General features: G+C 54.6%; 16 protein-coding genes. 4 read left to right on the forward strand and 12 right to left on the reverse strand.

All coding sequences use genetic code 11. The annotated features are described in order from the left end of the window. Positions 1 to 46 precede the first annotated feature (46 nt). Complete coding sequence (locus tag MKX51_RS30675) at positions 47 to 1,195, forward strand: MFS transporter (protein WP_340995018.1); 1,149 nt, start codon at positions 47 to 49, stop codon at positions 1,193 to 1,195. A 123-nt stretch (positions 1,196 to 1,318) separates the two neighbouring features. On the opposite strand, the gene MKX51_RS30680 is transcribed toward MKX51_RS30675, so the two are convergent. The 3 genes from MKX51_RS30680 to MKX51_RS30690 form a co-directional block, all read right to left on the reverse strand. Continuing rightward, positions 1,319 to 2,842, reverse strand: a complete 1,524-nt coding sequence (locus MKX51_RS30680; RefSeq protein ID WP_340995019.1) for a malate:quinone oxidoreductase — start codon at positions 2,840 to 2,842, stop codon at positions 1,319 to 1,321. Between the two features lie 174 nt (positions 2,843 to 3,016). Further along, positions 3,017 to 4,225, reverse strand: a complete 1,209-nt coding sequence (locus tag MKX51_RS30685) for a hypothetical protein (protein ID WP_340995020.1) — start codon at positions 4,223 to 4,225, stop codon at positions 3,017 to 3,019. A 588-nt stretch (positions 4,226 to 4,813) separates the two neighbouring features. Further along, entirely contained in the window at positions 4,814 to 5,362 is a 549-nt protein-coding gene (locus tag MKX51_RS30690; RefSeq protein ID WP_340995022.1) for a pyridoxamine 5'-phosphate oxidase family protein, read from the reverse strand. A gap of 149 nt (positions 5,363 to 5,511) precedes the next feature. Here MKX51_RS30690 and pdxR point away from each other — a divergent pair, with 149 nt between their 5' ends. Further along, entirely contained in the window at positions 5,512 to 6,945 is a 1,434-nt protein-coding gene (gene pdxR / locus MKX51_RS30695) for a MocR-like pyridoxine biosynthesis transcription factor PdxR (protein ID WP_340995024.1), read from the forward strand. On the opposite strand, the gene MKX51_RS30700 is transcribed toward pdxR, so the two are convergent. From MKX51_RS30700 to MKX51_RS30740, 9 genes are all read right to left on the reverse strand, one after another. Then, entirely contained in the window at positions 6,940 to 8,334 is a 1,395-nt protein-coding gene (locus MKX51_RS30700) for an MFS transporter (RefSeq protein WP_340995025.1), read from the reverse strand. The two genes, pdxR and MKX51_RS30700, sit on opposite strands and share 6 nt — an antisense overlap. 76 nt (positions 8,335 to 8,410) lie before the next feature. Beyond that, on the reverse strand, positions 8,411 to 9,001 hold the full coding sequence (locus tag MKX51_RS30705) for a TetR/AcrR family transcriptional regulator (RefSeq protein WP_340995026.1): 591 nt from the start codon (positions 8,999 to 9,001) through the stop codon (positions 8,411 to 8,413). A 137-nt stretch (positions 9,002 to 9,138) separates the two neighbouring features. After that, entirely contained in the window at positions 9,139 to 9,408 is a 270-nt protein-coding gene (locus MKX51_RS30710) for a hypothetical protein (protein WP_340946047.1), read from the reverse strand. Positions 9,409 to 9,484: 76 nt separating this feature from the next. Then, positions 9,485 to 9,922: a collagen-like protein gene (locus MKX51_RS30715; RefSeq protein ID WP_340995028.1), complete on the reverse strand. Its 438-nt coding sequence runs from the start codon at positions 9,920 to 9,922 to the stop codon at positions 9,485 to 9,487. Positions 9,923 to 10,065: 143 nt separating this feature from the next. Then, complete coding sequence (locus MKX51_RS30720; protein WP_340995030.1) at positions 10,066 to 11,043, reverse strand: phosphotransferase; 978 nt, start codon at positions 11,041 to 11,043, stop codon at positions 10,066 to 10,068. Further along, entirely contained in the window at positions 11,033 to 11,932 is a 900-nt protein-coding gene (locus MKX51_RS30725) for an NAD-dependent epimerase/dehydratase family protein (protein WP_340995031.1), read from the reverse strand. Before MKX51_RS30725 ends, MKX51_RS30720 begins: the two co-directional genes overlap by 11 nt. 203 nt (positions 11,933 to 12,135) lie before the next feature. Next, complete coding sequence (locus MKX51_RS30730; protein WP_340995032.1) at positions 12,136 to 13,458, reverse strand: SMI1/KNR4 family protein; 1,323 nt, start codon at positions 13,456 to 13,458, stop codon at positions 12,136 to 12,138. Between the two features lie 160 nt (positions 13,459 to 13,618). After that, positions 13,619 to 15,379, reverse strand: coding sequence for a dihydroxyacetone kinase subunit DhaK (dhaK, locus tag MKX51_RS30735; protein ID WP_340995033.1), 1,761 nt, complete (start codon positions 15,377 to 15,379; stop codon positions 13,619 to 13,621). After that, positions 15,376 to 16,518 (reverse strand): glycerol dehydrogenase, encoded by a 1,143-nt coding sequence (locus MKX51_RS30740; protein WP_340995035.1) that lies wholly within the window; start codon positions 16,516 to 16,518, stop codon positions 15,376 to 15,378. The genes dhaK and MKX51_RS30740 overlap by 4 nt, the downstream gene beginning before the upstream one ends. A 171-nt stretch (positions 16,519 to 16,689) precedes the next feature. On the opposite strand from MKX51_RS30740, the gene MKX51_RS30745 reads away from it, so the two are divergent. Both MKX51_RS30745 and MKX51_RS30750 read left to right on the forward strand, forming a co-directional pair. Next, positions 16,690 to 17,694: a PocR ligand-binding domain-containing protein gene (locus MKX51_RS30745; RefSeq protein ID WP_340946036.1), complete on the forward strand. Its 1,005-nt coding sequence runs from the start codon at positions 16,690 to 16,692 to the stop codon at positions 17,692 to 17,694. Positions 17,695 to 17,729: 35 nt separating this feature from the next. Then, positions 17,730 to 18,005, forward strand: coding sequence for a hypothetical protein (locus MKX51_RS30750; protein ID WP_209868982.1), 276 nt, complete (start codon positions 17,730 to 17,732; stop codon positions 18,003 to 18,005). Positions 18,006 to 18,024: the final 19 nt, after the last annotated feature.

Here is an 18,024-nt window from a genome sequence, read left to right on the forward strand (position 1 = left end):
CCGTTATGCATGTACAAGGATATGAAACCATGAGGAGCGAATGAACTTGAATAACCGATTGACGATATATATCCTGGCACTTGCCGTTTTTCTGATCGGGACGATTGAATATATTATTACCGGCGTCATTGAGATGATGGCGGCAGATCTTAGCGTATCCACCTCTGAAGTGGGGCTGATGGTGACCGTATTCGCGCTGTCCGCAGCGATTATTGCCCCGGTTCTCATTGCAATCACCCTTAATATGGACCGTAAAAAGCTGCTGCTGACCGCCCTCGGCGTGTTCATTGCCAGCAACGGGCTGATGCTTCTGAACCTGCCTTATGAAGCTATGCTGGGGGTACGGGTTATCCAAGGGGCAAGCGGGGGCATAGCGACCGTAGTCGCTATGGCTGTAGCTACACGGCTCGTGGAGAAGGAGCGCAGAGGCAATGCGATTGGCATTATTCTGATGGGACTGAGCAGCTCGCTGGTTCTGGGCGTTCCGGCCGGCACTTTTTTCAGCGAACACTTTGGGTGGAGGGCTCTGTTCATCATCGTCGGGGGGCTGAGCCTTGTTCCGCTGTTCATCATCTCTGCCAAGGTCCCTGCCATCAAAGAAAAAGAAGCCGTCACCCTCAGGATGCAGCTGTCTGTGCTGAAGGATTCCAGAATTGTTACTGCTCTGGCGATCACCTTACTATATGTAGGGGGTTACGCTACACTCTTCACTTATATTACCCCTTACCTGCAGGCCGCATCCTCACTGTCTGTGACCGAAATCAGCGGGGTGCTCTTCCTGGCGGGAGTCTGCAGCTTCATGGGCTCCAAGTTAGGCGGGCAATTGGCTGATTCCAAAGGATCGAAGTTCACCATAATTACGGGACTTCTGTTACAGGCAGCCACGCTCCTCCTGTTCGCGCTGGCAGGCGTTCATGTGATTGTCCTCCTACTGATCCTGATGATCTTCATGCTGGGGACCTGGAGCATCTCCCCTGCGCAGCAGCTCCTGCTGGTCACCCTGGTTCCCCGGAACCCGGATATGGCCCTGAGCGTAAACACCTCCTTCATCCAGTTCGGATTCGCGCTGGGATCGGGCTTAGGCGGCTATGTGATCAGCCGTACCTCGGTGCTCCACCTGAACTGGGCGGGTCTCGCGGCTGTAGCGGTGGCTCTGATTCTGGCCATCCGGCTGTTCAAGACTCATAAGGCTTGATCTCTTTCGGGGTATAGGTTGGGCAGGTTTAATACAGCAAGACAAAGAGGCTATCCCAAGGGATGGCCTCTTTACACGTATACAAAAGCTGGCAGGCTTGTGGTCAGCACACGCCAATCTTTTCTATAGATGATTGACCGCGACTGGCGGCTCATGCCCATCTGTTCCATTCGTCAGGCCCAGCGTTTGCGCTGCGGAAGCATGAATGTCGTTCAATAGCTTCGGGTTAGCGGACAGGGACATGCCGTAGGCAGGAATCATCTGCTTGATCTTCGGCTCCCAGGCCTTGATCTGCTGCGGGAAGCACCTGGTGATTACCTCCAGCATGACAGAGACGGCCGTTGACGCCCCTGGAGAGGCTCCCAGCAATGCGGCGATCGAGCCGTCAGCACTGCTGATCACTTCCGTTCCGAATTGAAGCATGCCTTTACCGGCTGCTGTATCCTTAATAATCTGCACCCGCTGGCCCGCCACCACCAGCTCCCAATCCTCGCTCTTCGCATCCGGGATGAACTCCCGCAGCGCTTCCATGCGCTGTTCTTTGGACAGCATGACCTGCCCGATCAGATACTTGGTCAATGACAGGTTCTTCGCTCCTGCTGCAAGCATCGTAACCAGATTATCCGGCTTGACCGAGGTAATCAGATCGAACATGGAGCCGTATTTCAGGAACTTGGGCGAGAAGCCGGCAAACGGCCCGAAGAACAGGGATTCCTGCTTATCGATCACCCGGGTATCCAGATGTGGAACAGACATCGGAGGCGCACCCACCGCAGCCTTACCGTACACCTTGGCATGATGCTGGGCTACAATCTCCGGCTTCTTGCAGACCATGAACAGTCCGCTTACCGGGAATCCGCCAATCTTTTTACCTTCCGGGATGCCGGATTTCTGCAGCAGATGCAGGCTTCCTCCCCCGCCGCCGATGAAGACGAACTTGGCGTTATGACGCTCTGTTACGCCGCTGGCGAGATTCTTCACCTTCAGCTCCCAGGAGCCGTCCTGCGCGCGCTTCAGATCATCCACCTGATGATTATACCTAATATCGGTGTTATTGCTCTGCAAGTGGTTGAACAGCATACGGGTCAGGGCGCCGAAGTTCACATCCGTTCCCGAATCGATTTTGGTAGCCGCTATCGGCTGGTCCAGCTTCCGGTTCTTCATCATCAGCGGTATCCATTCCATCAGCTGCCTTGGATTATCGGAGAATTCCATGCCTTGAAACAGCGGGCTATTTGAAAGCGCTTCAAATCGTTTTTGTAAAAATGTTACATCCTTCTGACCTTCCACAAAGCTCATATGTGGCACAGGAACAATGAAATCCTGCGGATTGTGTATTCGTTTCTGGCTCACCAGATAGGACCAGAATTGCTTGGAGAACTGGAATTCCTCGTTCACCTTAATCGCCTTGCTGATGTCGATCGATCCGTCCGGCTGCTCCGTAGTATAGTTAAGCTCGCAGAGTGAAGAATGCCCCGTTCCCGCATTGTTCCATTCCCCTGAGCTTTCCTCCCCGGCACCCGCACGCCGCTCAAACACGGTTATTTGCCAATCCGGTACTAATTCCTTTAACAGTGAACCAAGTGTTGCACTCATGATTCCAGCACCAATTAAAATAACGTCTGTTTTTGTTTGTTGGTTGCTCATATTATACCGTCCTTCTACCCTACGATTTGCAGGAAGGATGCAGACACTCCTGCTTAGGCGCCATAGCAAGCCAGCGCGGACCAGGTCACACACCGTTTGGATCAATCCTGATCCTAGTTTATCACTAATGAAACTAAATTTTAAGATTTATCTTATTTTTTATAAACTTTTTAATTAATAATCACGGGCCGCATCGAACCAGCCCTGCGCCGCTTCCTCTGTTATAGGCTGCCCGATCTGGTGCTCTGACTGGCTGAGCTGCCATACCGCTTCGCCCAGGTCTTCCCTCTCGGTAGTCTCGATGCCCATCAGTGAATTGAAGCGCAGAGTGAAGGCGGTAATGGCTGCTTCTGCCTCTTCAAGACTGCGGGCCTCCGCCAAGGCTGCCTGCGCAGCATCGTAGGCTTCGTTCGCCAGCTTGGCCAGACGCTTCGGCCAGGCGGAGAACGGGCGGCCGTACTCACTCGCCCACCACTCCGGCTTTCTCAGCTGGCTCACAGACGCATACTCATCCCAAGGGCGCACCTTGGCCCGCGCCTTCATCTGCTGCCTTAGACGCTTACCGCCGGCCTCTTCCACATTGAAGGCAATGAACCGGTCCAGCAGCGGCCACGTATCCAGCGAAGGCAGACCGTCAAGCTCCGGCATGAAGCGCAGCTCCAGGCTGGTCAGCCCCGTTAGGCGGGCAAGTGCTTCCAGATCGCAGAAGCTTCCCCACAGGCTGAGCGACTCCAGGTTAGGGAACCGCTCCAGGCCGTCCAGCGAGATCGGCTGGCCCAGCGGCGGGCTGTTCAGCGTCAGGTTGGTCACACCCTGCAGCTCCCCCAGCTCCGGCAACCGGTACGGCGCATCGCTCTTGCGCCGGCTCGTATCCGGTATTAAGGCCAGAGTAGTCGGCAGATGGCCGGAAGCCGAGATGCGGGTCAGATCGCCGGACAGGCTCAGGTTGTAAAGCTTCTCCGGCAGGACAAGGCTCAGCTCTCCATTTACCAGAGGTCCCAGTTTGATACCCAGGGTATAGATATCCGCCCGGCTACCGTCCAAGGATGCAGCCTCCGGCAGCACCGGAGTCCAGCTTATATTCTCGATCGGCCGCTGCTCTGCCCACTCCAGGAAGCCCGTGTCACCGCCGGTATAGCTTATATAACGCGGCCATGGCGAGCCGGCGGGGGTGGCGAAGGGCTCGAAGACGGACCAGTTGATGCGCTCATCCGCAGCGACCAGCACCTCTGCCGGTGGCTTCGATTCCCTGGGGCCAATCGATAAACTGCCAACCCCAGCCTTACGGACCAGTGTGTGGCTGCCAGGGCCAGTGAGGTCAATGACGTAGTTCCCTGGTTCTGTAATCGGAGCCGGGGGAAGAGCTTGGTTATCTGTGGACATTTGCTTCATCCTTTCTGCTTGATCCTACCTGTATTCACGAAACTACTAATATTCTCCAGACTACCTTTGTTTGCTATACTAACTCAACCATACGATATCCTGGGACTCGCAGCAACTTTGCCGGCCCTCTATCCTCGCTTACATTTCCGTCCATGCCCCCCTCGCGACGCATTGTAATCGGTTTTTCGATTACATCTCCGTCCATTCCCCCCTCGCGGCCCATTGTAATCGGTTTTTCGATTACATTTCCGTCCATTCCTCCCTCGCGACGGATTGTAATCGGTTTTCCGCTTACATTTCCGTCCATGCCCCCCTCGCGACGCATTGTAATCGGTTTTTCGATTACATCTCTGTCCATTCCCCCTCGCGACGCATTGTAATCGGTTTTCCGCTTACATCTCCGTCCATCCCCCCCTCGCGACGCATTGTAATCGGTTTTTCGATTACATCCGGCCCAGCACATCCCCTGCCCTGCCCCGCCCATTGTGTTCGGTTTTTCACATATATTCCGCCCGCGCCATAACGCAAACAGGCCCGGGCCGTTACCGGCCCGAGCACTTATTCTATATTCAGTTTGGAGTACAGTCCCTACACGCCATGCCCCACATTCGCACCTGCCTTGTACATGCTCTCCGCTTCAACCGGGTTCTCTTTGGCTGTCAGATGCTGCGGAGTGATCCGGTACACTTGTACGGGCCCGCCGTACACAGCCGACCGGTATTTATCGACATGCTGCTTGGACAACGGCCGGTTATAGTAACCGGGCACATACTTGTTCATCATCTCCTGCAGGACCTGCGTAGCCTCATCCAGATCCGTCACCGGCTCTGCCTGCCCGAAGACCATCACGCTCATATAGGCGGTATCCGTCTTGGCGGGCACGGGGTTCGTGATCGTTCCGTATTCCTCACAGACCGTGAAGCATACCTCTGAATTGTCACTCATTACCTGATTGCGTCTTCCGTCCCCGGCCCCGTGGATATACAGCTTGCCGTCCATCCATACATAGTTAAGCGGCACAACATACGGGAGATTACCATCGACTAATCCCAGAAACCCAATTCTCGCCTGCTTCAAAAACTGTTCAATCCTCGCCTCATCCTTACATTCCCTGACCTTGTAACGAACCGGATTCATATCGAACCCTCTCCTTCCCGCGTCCTCCGCGTATACGTTATTCGGTAGTATATCAGCTATTGGATTGTGCTAAAATATCCAAAGAGGACGGTTCTTGGCAATCCATAATGCAAATACGGAACCAAAGCTACGATTAGGAGGGATTCCTCATGATGTTCGTCAACCGTAACGACAAGGCCCCGATCTGGCAGCAATTGCTGAATCAGGCCATTCATAATATTACACAAGGCATCTGGGCGCCGGGTGAGCTGCTGCTCCCTTCCCGTGAACTCGCCGAGCAGCTGGGAGTCTCCCGCTCCACGGTACAGCTCGTCTATGAGGAACTGCTGAGCAGAGGATATACCGTAACCTCCCGGCGGGGCGGAACACGGGTAAACCATTGGAATCCGGTTCCTGAAGCGGCACAGGAGGAGCCGATGCCGGAAGGACCTGTTCCACCTTCAATCCCCCTACTGAACTCAGCAGTAGATCAGCTGCAGGACTGGTTCGGAGGCCAGCAGCCTCAGGAGGTGGAGATCGATTTCACCCCCCACGAGCCCTATGTGGATAGGACCTTCCAGAATCACTGGCGGCAATCTCTGCTTCACGCCTCTGCCGCAATGGACGTATCCGATTGGTCCTACGGTAATCCCTATGGTCTCCTGCCGCTCAGGGAACAGATTCAGCGTTACCTGCTGCTTGAGCGGGGCATACGGATTGAGCTCAATCAGATTCTGTTGACCTCAGGAGCGCAGCACAGCCTTGACCTGATTGCCCAATCCCTGCTCACGGAAGGAGATACCGTCTCTGTGGAAGATCCCGGCTTCCCTGCGGCCTGGATGTCGATGAATTACCGGCGGATGCACGTAGCCCCTGTCCCGGTAGACGGACATGGTCTTGTGGTTGACCAGATCCACCCGAATTCCAGGCTGGTCTTCGTAACTCCATCGCACCAGTGCGCCATAGGCTCCGTGATGTCAGAGCCGCGCAGGCAGCAGTTGCTGCATCAGGCCGTGCAGGAGCAGCTATGGATTATAGAAGACGGCTATGACAGTGAATTCCGCTACCGTGGCGACCCGCTGCCCACGCTCTATAGCCAAGCTCCGAATAATACCCTGTATCTGATGAGCTTCTCCAAAATGATCGCCCCGGCCATCCGCATCTCGGCGATTGTCGGCCCGGCGCGGGCCATTGCCCAGCTGGCGCGTGTACAGGAGCTGACCTACCGCCACCTCCCCGTGATGGACCAGCTCACCTTGACTCATTTTATTCAAAAGGGGCACTTCATGCGCCATATGCGCAGAGTCCGCAATGTGTACCGCCGCAGACATGAGGCCATCACCAAGGCGATAACCGCAAGCGGTCTAGGCGAGCGGTTCACCCTGAGCGGAGCAGAGACGGGACTGCATGTATTCCTTGAGGCAGAATCAGACTACGATGAGGAAGCCGTGACCCGGTTAGCCCTGGAGCAGGGAATCCGGGTATATCCTCTTGCGCACTACTGTCTGGAGAGCCGCAGGAAGGGTTGGGTGCTGGGTTTTGCCAAGGTGGATGAGACCTTGATTGAGCAGGGGATTCACCGGCTGGCCGGGCTGTTATTATAAGCCCCTGCTTATGGTCCCGGATGATCTGCTCTCCTTGCGCCCGAACTGCACATAATAAACCATGCTCACCGCCATAACCAGAACAGCAAGCACCGTGAAAATATTACTAAACACAAAGGAAGCCTCATTTCCAGGTATAGGATTGAACGCCGCTGCCGGGGCACCGGAGTCGAGCACCTTACCCAAGACGGCCGTCGATGTAGCGGCTGAGATGAAGGTGAGCATGGAGAACAGCCCCATCCCCACTCCTGTCTGCTCTGGGGTCAACGTCCGCGAGACCGTATTGGACATAGCAATCTGCATGAACGACTGGCCCAGCACACAGAAGATGAGCGAGATCGAGACCAGGACCGCTGATCCTCCAGCTACGGAAGACAAGCACAGGAAGCCTATCCCCAGAAGTGAGGCCGCCGTATACACGAGCCGCGGATTCCCGTGCTCATCTGCCAGCTTACCGCCCTTACGGCCCAGAACCGTGGTAACGATAGCTGCGGGCAGCATGACGATTCCAATATAGGCGGGAGACAGGCCGTTTACAAGTGTCAGCAGCTGCGGGATGAGATATGGAGAGCTGAAGCTGATGCCTGTAATGCAGAAGGTAATGATCAGGATGATCGCATACTGCCTGTTGCGGAAAATATCAGGATGGATAAACGGAGCCGCAGCGGAGCGGATACGCAGAATAAACAGAATGAGCATCAGAACCGCTGCCAGCGCAAACCGGAAGCTCCCGTTCGTTAGCGCCAAAAGGATAGCCGTTACCGCCCCAGCCAGCAATATCCCGCCAAACCAGTCGATCGAAGCAGCCTTCCTTGATTCATCCTGCAGATATTTGCGGTAGACTGGCAGTGTCAGCAGCGACAGCAACGGAATGAGGAATAGAACCCGCCAGCTCCAGGCGCTGATGACCATCCCGGCAATAATCGGGCCCAGCGCTGTACCCAAGGCTATCCCGATAGCAGAGGTACCCAGCGCACGGCCTCTTTTCTCGGGAGAAAAGTAACGGATCGGGATGATCATCGCCATAGCAGGAATCACAGAAGCCCCGCCTGCCTGAACTACACGGCCCGCAATGATCATCCAATATTCGGTAGCGGCAACGCCAGCCATAGACCCCAGGACAAAGAGTAATAATCCATACGTCAGCAGGTCCTTCAGCCGGTACTTCTCCGTCAATTTGCCAAAAGTAACCGCACCGACAGCATATACAATCATATAACTGGTAATGACCCAGCTCACCTGGGATGGCGATAATTCAAATTCCTTACTGATCGTAGGCAGCACAATATTGAACATATTCGCATTCATTGACGAAATCACCAGTGTAAAAACGAGTGCGCGCATTAACACATTACCTTTGGTAGTAGGGGTTACAGCATGATTCTCCATAGGTGGTGCTCCTCTCTCCGTATATCAATTCGATAAGGTTAGTCAGTACTTACTGTCATTTCATTCAAAAAAACAACTAGGGCGTTAACGCCCTAGTAAACGTCTGGACACTTGCCGTGATGAATTCCTCCAGCGACACCGAAGTGAAATTCCCCTCATCGTCCAGATTGTTCAGGAATGCGCCATAATTCATCACCATAAATTGCACAGCCTGCACTCTGGGATTCCCGGGAATCAGCTTCCCCCGCTCGGTCATGGTCTTGAAATAATCCGTCAGATTCCGCATCAACTGCTCCGGGGCGGTTCTGCTATACTCCTTAAGACCGGGGAGCTGATCCCCTTCCTTGATAAATATCATGTTCATCTTCCGGTTGCGGTTCATAATCTCATGATACGTCCGGCTGACCAGAAGCAGATCGGTAGGAAGATCCCATATGATGCTTTCATTGAACAGCCTGGCCATATCTTCGGTATAATGAAACCGGTCGAAGGCCCGCTCCAGCAGGTTCAGCTTGGTTCCGAACTGGCGGAACAGCGTCTTCTCGCTTAAGCCTGCCGCCGCCGCAATCTCCTGGGTGGTCACACTCTTGTAGCCCTTCTCTGCGAATAGATCAATGGCAGCGGTCAGGAGTTTATCACTGGTACTTAGCGATTTGCTCTCCATCATCATGTTCCTCATTTCAAAAGTTGACTGTCAGTACTAACTGACATATTAGACTAAGAATACACCCTGCTCCCGAATTTAGCAAGGTGTATCGTTCTGCCCGCTATCACTTAAGCCGTTTCCAGCTCAATATGCTTGTCCTATTCTAATAGCGAGGTAACGCCCAGTGCAGCAAATAGGAGCAAGCCCAGCCCCAACAGAATGCCGCCCATCAGCGAATACCGTACTTCCCGCTGAAACGATGCGGTGCCTGGGCCTCCAGGTGCCGGCGGGCCGGGCTGGGCTACCGCGCCTTCCAGACGGGTACGCTTGCCCGTACGCCGCCGTTGATAGCCAATAATGAGTAGTACAATCCCCAGCAGACTCAAGAAGCTGCCAGGGTAGACGAATGCCATCCATAGGTTCCCCATGGTACACCTCCCTGTCTAGTTGTCTTGCTGTATACTTAACCAGCACAAGTGAGGCCAAACAGGGAGATAGGTCAACCTAGAAGCAGGTGAACGAGCTAACCCGGTTCAAATCAACGCCGTAGTATCCCCAGAAGAAGCCGTTCCATCTGAAGCCTGCGACCGAACTTCTGCCCACGAATACCGGGTAGAACCAGAACTGCTCACCATTATTCAGCCAGATATAGGTGTTGCGGAACAGGCATCCTCTGATGCCTCCGGGATCAACCGCATAAGCCGTGACCGCTGGTGCTTGCGGTACGAATTGCGGCGGTGGCGCCGTCGGTGCGGCTACTCCTCCCGGCGCACCCCCGGGCGCCCCCGGAAACCCTCCAGGCCCTCCGCCGGGAATCCCTGGAATCCCCGGCAAACCTGGTATCCCCGGAGTCCCCGGCCCTCCCGGCAAGCCTGGTCCACCCGGAAATCCCGGTATCCCCGGAAATCCTCCGCCGCCTCCCGGCACTGGTATAAATCCCATATATATCACTCCTCTTTCGCTTCATTAGGCATAATCATCATATGCATTCGCGGAGAAGATGCCTGGGCGGGTGCCCAGCTGCAATGGGCTTTTAACAGCATTCCGCCTAGCGGAGGGTAATCGGCACTATAGCTCATGGATCATCAGACTATATCGTAAGAGCGGAACTCATCAATGAACTCCTCCAGCCAGTCTTCCGTGTAATCCAGCGCCCCGCTGTCACTGATGAACTCGACATCAAGTCCCATCACCCACAACCGGCGGGCAATCATAAACAGATCAATTGCAGATTCATCTTGTTCCGAGAAGTCTCTAACCGAGCGGTAGCCCGACATTAACGCCTGCCACAGCGGTTCCTTCTTCTCCTGCGGCAGACGTTTTCTGTGCCGGACCTGGGCCAAGTCGTAGGCGCGCCAGCCTTGTGCCGCCCATTCAAAATCATAATGCGTAAACGTATCGCCCTCCTGGAAGGCATTATTGTTCCCGTGCAAATCTCCGTGGCAGATGCCCCAGTCCAGGCCCGGGCTGGCAGCGATGATCCGCTCCGTTAATGCACCGGCGAACTCGCGCAGATAGGCAGCTGAGCGGTGTCCCTCGCCGAGATAATCCACAATACGGTTCAGCGGCTGGAGGATCAGAGCGCGGGTATCCAGATCCGGTCTAGGCAGATCCAAGGAAACCCTGTCCATGGCAGCGTGCAATTCAGCAGCAGATTTCCCGAAGGAAGCACATGATTCCTCGTCATGCAGTACATTCTCAGTGCCTGTCAGATAGCTGTAAATCACGGCAACTCTCGGGCCCTCCGGCGCATCGATGACCGTGTATAAGCTGCTGTTCTTTTGAGGGATAGGAACGGAAACCTTTGTATTTACTGCGCTCAGTTGGTGTTCCAGCTGTGCCAGCAGAGACAATTCATAGACAACATCACTTTCAGCTATCGATTGGCGGTAGATCCGAAGAATATAAGTACCTGTGCCAGTACGGATTCTGTAAGTATCGTTCAAGCCGCGTAACCAGAACAGGCAATCTCGCCAATCCCCAATGTCATACAGAGGACTAAGGCAATATTCCAAATACTTTGGATCTAGAACGGAACGCATGGCCTTCGGTTTATGATACATTTAGCTCTCCCCTAGCTTGCTGCTCCAGCCGGACAACGGTCTCCTCGAACGTTTTGACCGGACTGTAGCCGAGCTCGTTTTTTATTTTGTCGCAACTATACGCCGTCCTTATAGGGTCCCCGCCCGGTATAATGAACTTCTTATTCAGGGCAAGCCCGATACGCATCGTAAAATCTTTTTCCGGATAATTTCCGTCAATTGCGTTATAGCACTGGTTCCCAGCCGCAGGCTGCGTCGCTGCCAGTACACACATCTCAGCCAGGTTGTCCGCATGCACCCAAGGCGTTAAGTCCTCCGGATGAATCCAGTCCACTTCCGCAGAATCAGCAAGCTTAGCGATCAGCCGGTCGCCCCAGTGCGAGTTGGATTCAGAGCAGATCACTCCAGGACGCAGAATAACACTTGTCAAACCGTTAGCCATTGCAGCCTGTACGATCCGTTCCGATTCGCATTTGGTTGAAATGTATACCTCCCCGTGGCCGAAGGCAAGGCTGCTTGACTCATCCAGCTCCACCTCTCCATCAAAATGACCATAGACCGATACCGTAGAAATATGCACGAAGCGTTCCACTCCCGCAGATACAGCACCGTCAACCAGACTCTGAACCCCCTGAATATTGGATGCCTCGGCAATCGCCCGGTCCTCCCCCAGATACGCCGCAGCGTGAATAATAATATCCACATTCCGAAGCGCTTCCACAATAAAAGCTCTATCTGTCAAGTCTCCGATGACGGGTGTAATACCGAGCTCTTCACATCGCACGATCTGGTCCCTATATCGGATAAGCCCTTTGACCTCCGCACCCTCGCTGAGGCATCTTTTTGCAATTTTATCTCCTGCCGTGCCCGTAACGCCTGTTACGAGAACGACTTTATCTCGAAGTCTCATGGGAACACTCCTATTAGAACATTGTTTTATTTGCATAGTCTAACTTTTCTTATGAATCTCACAATAGTAGTGAGGACATAAAAGGCAGCTTAACGACATCTTCAACCGGTATTCATTTGATAATCATTCCGGGCCGGGGAAGATTGGGCCTATCTGACGTCGGTGAGGGCTACATCTAATCCTGAATAGGCCGGGCCAACTCCTCAGCCGAAATAATCATCCGGCAAGTGCAGCTCCCGCAGGCAAGCGGTGAATTTCTCCCTGAAATTAGGATTTCCTTTGTATTCGGGCCATATCGCCTTATAGTAAGGCAGCAGCTTCTCATGTGGAATAACGTCCCAATGTGAAATGGAGCTGCGCAGTACCTCTGTACCTCCAGTACGGAACATCTGCTCAATGATCTGCCAGCTCTCCTGCTTATTCCCGCAGTCTCTCACGGCATAGATCGCAGTCGTCTGCATAACCAGGCTGGTATGGCACAGGAAGGGTGCGAAATCGTGGAAGTTCACAGCATCGCAGTCGTTGAGGATATAACCTGCATACCGCAGTGTTTCCGCGTCATTAATTCGCTCAAGCCTCTGCTGGATCACCGGAATGAATTCGGTCCGGTCCTCATTCTTGCCGTAAGTATGCAGAATGCTTAAGGCGCGGAGCGATCCCTCAGCGTCATCCGACTGCAGCAGCTTCAGCAGATAGGGTCTGCCCGCCGCAAAGGACGTTTTGCAGAGCAGCGAGATGGCTGTGCCCGCATCCCGGGAACTTTGCCCGGCCACATTGCTTAGGAATTCCAGGGTGGACGGGGCGATTCGCTTGAACTTGAACATGGCCTCCAGCGCCTTGGCCTGCAGCTTCCCGTCAGGAGTGTTCCGATACAGCTGAATAAGCGTATTCTCGTCACCCGGCAGCCGGCTGCCAAACCATGCGTTGTCATAATCCAGAATAATCTCATCCAGCCAGCGCTCATACCAGTCCAGGAAGTTATCTTCATAGACGAAGAAGAACGGGCGGTCAGGGAAAAATTCCGAGGTATACACAATCCTCCCCCGGTGCTCCCCTTCCAGCACGAGATACATCTCATATTCGCAGCCCTGGGTGCCGATACACAGCATTCCGCCAAGCGCCTTGTTTCTCGCTTCCTCGTACTCTTCATCCGAGATGTCCCGTTCCCCCGTCAGAGGCTCCGTCAATAGATTCCATTCCTCTGCAGTCATCCCGGGGCGAAGCACTGCCCGGCCCTGGAGTGCCGGAAGCTCGGTATAGGAGGTGGCCTGTGCAAGCGGATAAATCCCGTAATACGGTCCAGCCCCGCCGTTCCCGATCTCTGTAAGGAACCGGGCGAACGGTTCAGGAAGCCTGATCCCATATTGTGCCTCCCAGTCTGCCAGCTCGCCTGCTGTAAGCTTTTCTTTCAGCTTGTATCGATGCGAAGAGGCACCGAATTCCGTGAACTCCGCATCCTTACACAGGGCTTGCCCCAGCTTCGTCCTGATCTGCTCAAGCTGATCAGCCTGCTTCTCTAATTCCATGATGATCCCTCCTGCATATTCAAAGAATGTCACATAATGGCCTGGCCGATTGTCTTCCATCATATCACACCCTGCATATGTTCCAGGCTCCTCGTTTACCAGACAAGAATAAGCCCGCCGTCACGGTGAAATGACAGGCGGGCTTATAACGATAGAATACTTATTGGACAGCGTTAGACAGCTCTGTGAAAATAACCCCCAGGGCAAATGCGCCCGCATCCGGGTGGCCGATGCTGCGCTCACCTACCGTCCCGGCCCGGCCCATCCGCGCCACAATGGATTCGGTGCGCCGGGCTCCCTCAACAGCCGCTTCGGCCGCCTTGGCGAAGGCTTCCTTCAAGGACAGCTTCTGCTGGGCACTGCTCTTCCAGGCTTCAGCACAAGGGACCAGCGCATCAATCAGCGTCTTATCGCCCACGACTGCCCCGCGACCGAAGGAACGTTCACCAGTAGCCTGGATGCCCTGAACCGCTGCTTCCAGCATTTCGGCCATCTCCAGCGTTTTCAGCGAGGTCCGGCCAGTGGCATATTTGCCTGCTGAGCGGAAGGCTGAGCCCCAGATTGGACCGGAAGCTCCGCCGCAATGCTCCATAATGATCAGGGAGCAGGCCTGAAGGAAGCTGCCGATATCCGTGGAATGATGCTGCACAAGCTCCTTCCATTCCCGCTTCAATTGCTTGAAACCCTTGGCGACACTCATCCCGAAGTCTCCATCACCCGCATGAGCATCCAGCTCACAGAAGGGAGCCTCATTCGCGATAATAATCTCACTCATCTTATCCACCAGATAGATGATATTCTCCAGCCGCAGCCGTTCGTCACGGAGGACAGCGAAGCCCGGATCGGTCTCGGCCGTCAGGCTCACCTCAGCCTGAGTCTCCTGCTGCGGAAGAGGGCTGACGTATTGCACCGGCGCAAGCTCGCCCGTTAACCGGAGCGCCGGAGTATCGCAAGGCTCAGCAAGCCATCTGCGCAGCTCATCATCCAGCTTCATCAGGCTGATGGAAGCGCCGGCCATATCTATGCTGGTCATATAGTTGCCCACAAGAGATTGGCGGATGATGATCCCCCGTTCTCCCAGACTACGGATCACGGAGTGATTGAGCAGGTACAGCTCCTGCAGAGGCGTTGCGCCGAAGCCGTTGACCAGCACCACCACCTCTCCGCCGTCCGGCTGATCCAGGTGCAGACTGGCCAGCAGGGCAGAGATCATACGTTCCGCCAGCTCATCGGCGGTCAGCAGCTTTTCTCTGCGGATGCCCGGCTCCCCATGAATGCCGACCCCATACTCCATCTCATCCTCCTGAAGCTGGAAGGTAGGCGTACCCTTGGCCGGAACGGTACAGGAGGTAAAAGCAAAACCAAGACTGCGCACATGAGCAGCCGCATGCTGCGCGGCCTGCTTCACCTCTGCCAGCGGCAGTCCGGCCTCGGCAGCCGCCCCGGCAACCTTATGCACCAGAATCGTGCCTGCAACCCCTCGGCGTCCCACCGTATACAGGCTGTCTTCTACTGCAATATCATCATCAACCTTCACATAGTCCACAGCCAGGCCGTCCTCAGCCGCCAGATAAGCCGCATTCTGGAAGTTCATCATATCGCCGCTGTAATTCTTGATGATCAGCAGCGCGCCCTTATGGCCGGTATGGTTGCGGATCGCCTGATAGACCTGAATCTGTGACGGGGAGGCGAAGACATCCCCGCAGACGGCTGCATCCAGCATTCCCAGACCGACCAGCCCGGCATGCGCCGGCTCATGGCCGCTGCCCCCGCCGCTGATCAGCGTTACCTTGTCAGGATTCGGCGCAGACCTGGAGACAATTTTGTATTTGCTGTCGAATGTCAGCTGCGGATGAGCCATCACCAGTCCGCTGCACATCTCACGGACGAGATTGGCCGGATCGTTGATTATCTTTTTCATACGCGTTGCTCCTTGCTCTTCTTGAAGGCTTCGCCCAGCTTGTCAGCAACAGCAATGGCAGCGGCAACCGCTTCAGCGGTAACCGGGAACGGCATCGAATGAATCGACTCCTCCGGGATACACGCCTTGCGGGCCACTTCCATCAGCTCCTCATGGGAGATGGAAGCGACACCAATATCGGCCAGGCATACAGGAAGGCTCACCGAGTGGCAGAAGGACAACACCTGATCGATCTCTGCCTGCTGCGCATTCTCCAGAACGAGCTGTGCGATCGTGCTGAAGGCCACCTTCTCGCCATGGTAATAGTGATGGGTGCCTTCGAGCGCCGTCAGACCGTTATGGATGGCATGTGCGGCAGCCAGACCGCTGCTCTCGAACCCGAGCCCCGACAGCAGGATGTTCGTTTCGATAATATTCTCCAGCGCCGGTGTCACCACGTTCTGATCACAAGCCAGCTTGGCCTTGGCCCCATCCTCCAGCAGGGTATCGTAGCATAAGCGGGCAAGGGCCAGCGCGGCTTTGGTGCCTTTGGCCTCCGTAATTACACCTGCATGCACTCCGCAAGGAAGCCCCGCATTGACATTGGAATAGGATGCCGCAGTAGCTCTGGCCTCGAAGTAGGTGGAGAGGGCATCGCCCATCCCGGATACCAGGAAGCGGGTAGGAGCCTGCGCGATAACAGTCGTATCAATCAGCACGACCGAAGGGCTGGCTTTGAAGTAAGCATAATCCTCGAAAGCGCCTTCAGAAGTGTAAATCACAGCGGAATGGCTGGTGGGTGCATCGGTGGCTGCAATGGTAGGAACGATAATCAGCGCCTCGCCTTCTGCCACACATTTAGCCGTGTCGATGGCCTTGCCGCCGCCAAGACCGATAGTACAAGCACACTTATGCTCACGGGCCAGCTCCTGTAGTCTGGAAATCTCCTGCCGGGAGCATTCGCCCTGGAAATCCCCCTTCACGAGAGTAATGCCGAATTGACTGCTGGTGGCATCGAGCTTGGCCTGCACACGCTTCACATCATCCGGGTGCGCAATCAGCAGAGCCGATGTGCCGAAAGTACTGACGAAGTATCCCAATTGAAGCAGCTCATCCTCACCTTGTGTGTATTTTGCCGGGCTGATAAAGGTTCTTCTCATTCTTTCATTCCTCCTCGAGTCGTATGTCCCCATTATAGACAAGTGGATAGAGGGGCGCATGGGACAAAGCAAACGAATTAATATGCTGCAAAATAGTATTATTATGTTCTAGACATCTGAATTATAATTATTTTGTACTCATTGTGACTGTAGATGGAAAGGGTGAGCCGGATGCAATCCAAATTCGACTTGAAGTATATCATTGATATGGACGAATGGGGCAAGCTTCAGGAATCGTTGTCCCTGGTGACGCGCATGGCCATCATTATGGTCGATTATAAAGGCGTGCCGGTTACGGCACATAGCCGCTGTCAGGCCTTCTGCCAGACCGTGCGCAGCGACAAGGAATTCTCGCCCTATTGTCAAAAATGTGACGCGCGCGGAGGTCTGGAGGCTGTACGGCTGAGCCGGCCCTATATCTACCGCTGCCACTTCGATATTCTCGACATTGCTATCCCTATCATTGTCGATAATCAGTACATCGGGGCGCTGATGGCCGGACAGATCCGGCTGGCGGAGGGAAGCGGCCCGAATCTGGAGCAGATTGTGTCCCGTCCGCAGCAGGACGCCATGACGGAGGATCGGGCCCGGAAGTACGAGTTGCTGCCTGTCATGACGTATGAGGAGGTTGTGGCCACCGCCGATATGCTCTATCATTTGTGCAACTATGTGGTCAAGGAATCGATCCTGAAGCATGAGCTGCTGGAGCGGAACCGGCAGCATGAGGCCTTGAACCCGCAGCAGGAGTCCAAGCCGAAGCCCGAGCTGTCTGCGCTGCCCGTAGAGCCGCCCTCGGCTCCCAAGACTCCGGCCTCTTCGGGAAGCGCATACAAGACGGAATGCATAAGTCCTACGCTGCAGCCTGCTTTTGACTATATGCTAAGCCACCGGGAGGAGAATTTCTCGCTGAAAATGCTTGCTCAGCTATGCCATATCAGTCCGAGCTACTTCAGCCGCCTGTTCACCAGGGAGATGGGCGAGCCTTTCTCCCTATATGTCGCCCGCATGAAGGTCGGGTGGGCGAAGGAGCTGCTGGCAACAACGGATTGGTCAGTCAACGAGATCAGCAATCACTTGAATTTTTGCGATGCCGGCTATTTCATTAAGATCTTCAAGAAATACGAGTCGGCAACTCCCCGGTCCTACCGTGCTTCTCTCATAACAAATCGAATATAATAGATGTAACACTATTTGAGCAGGGGGGTAGCCACATGAAGCTGAACGAACAAGGTGTGCTCATCATTGAAGAGGATGATATCCACGACATGTACTTTTTTCTGGTCCATGACGGGTTGACATTCAAGGATTCTTTCGAGATTGGGCTGGAAAGGCATAAGATTGAGCTGTACCCCGGCAGCGTATCTGCTATTGTTCCCCCGCAGGCCATGCCCGAGGACTATGGCTACCCGGAAGAAGATCTTCCCCGTATAGTGGAGGGGATTTATTCAGCCGTCCGTGAGTATGATCCGGGCTTCGGAGTGTGGTAACATCCCTGCTGCCTGTCTA

The organism is Paenibacillus sp. FSL M7-0420, from assembly GCF_038002345.1.
Classification (GTDB): Bacteria; Bacillota; Bacilli; order Paenibacillales; family Paenibacillaceae; genus Paenibacillus_AQ.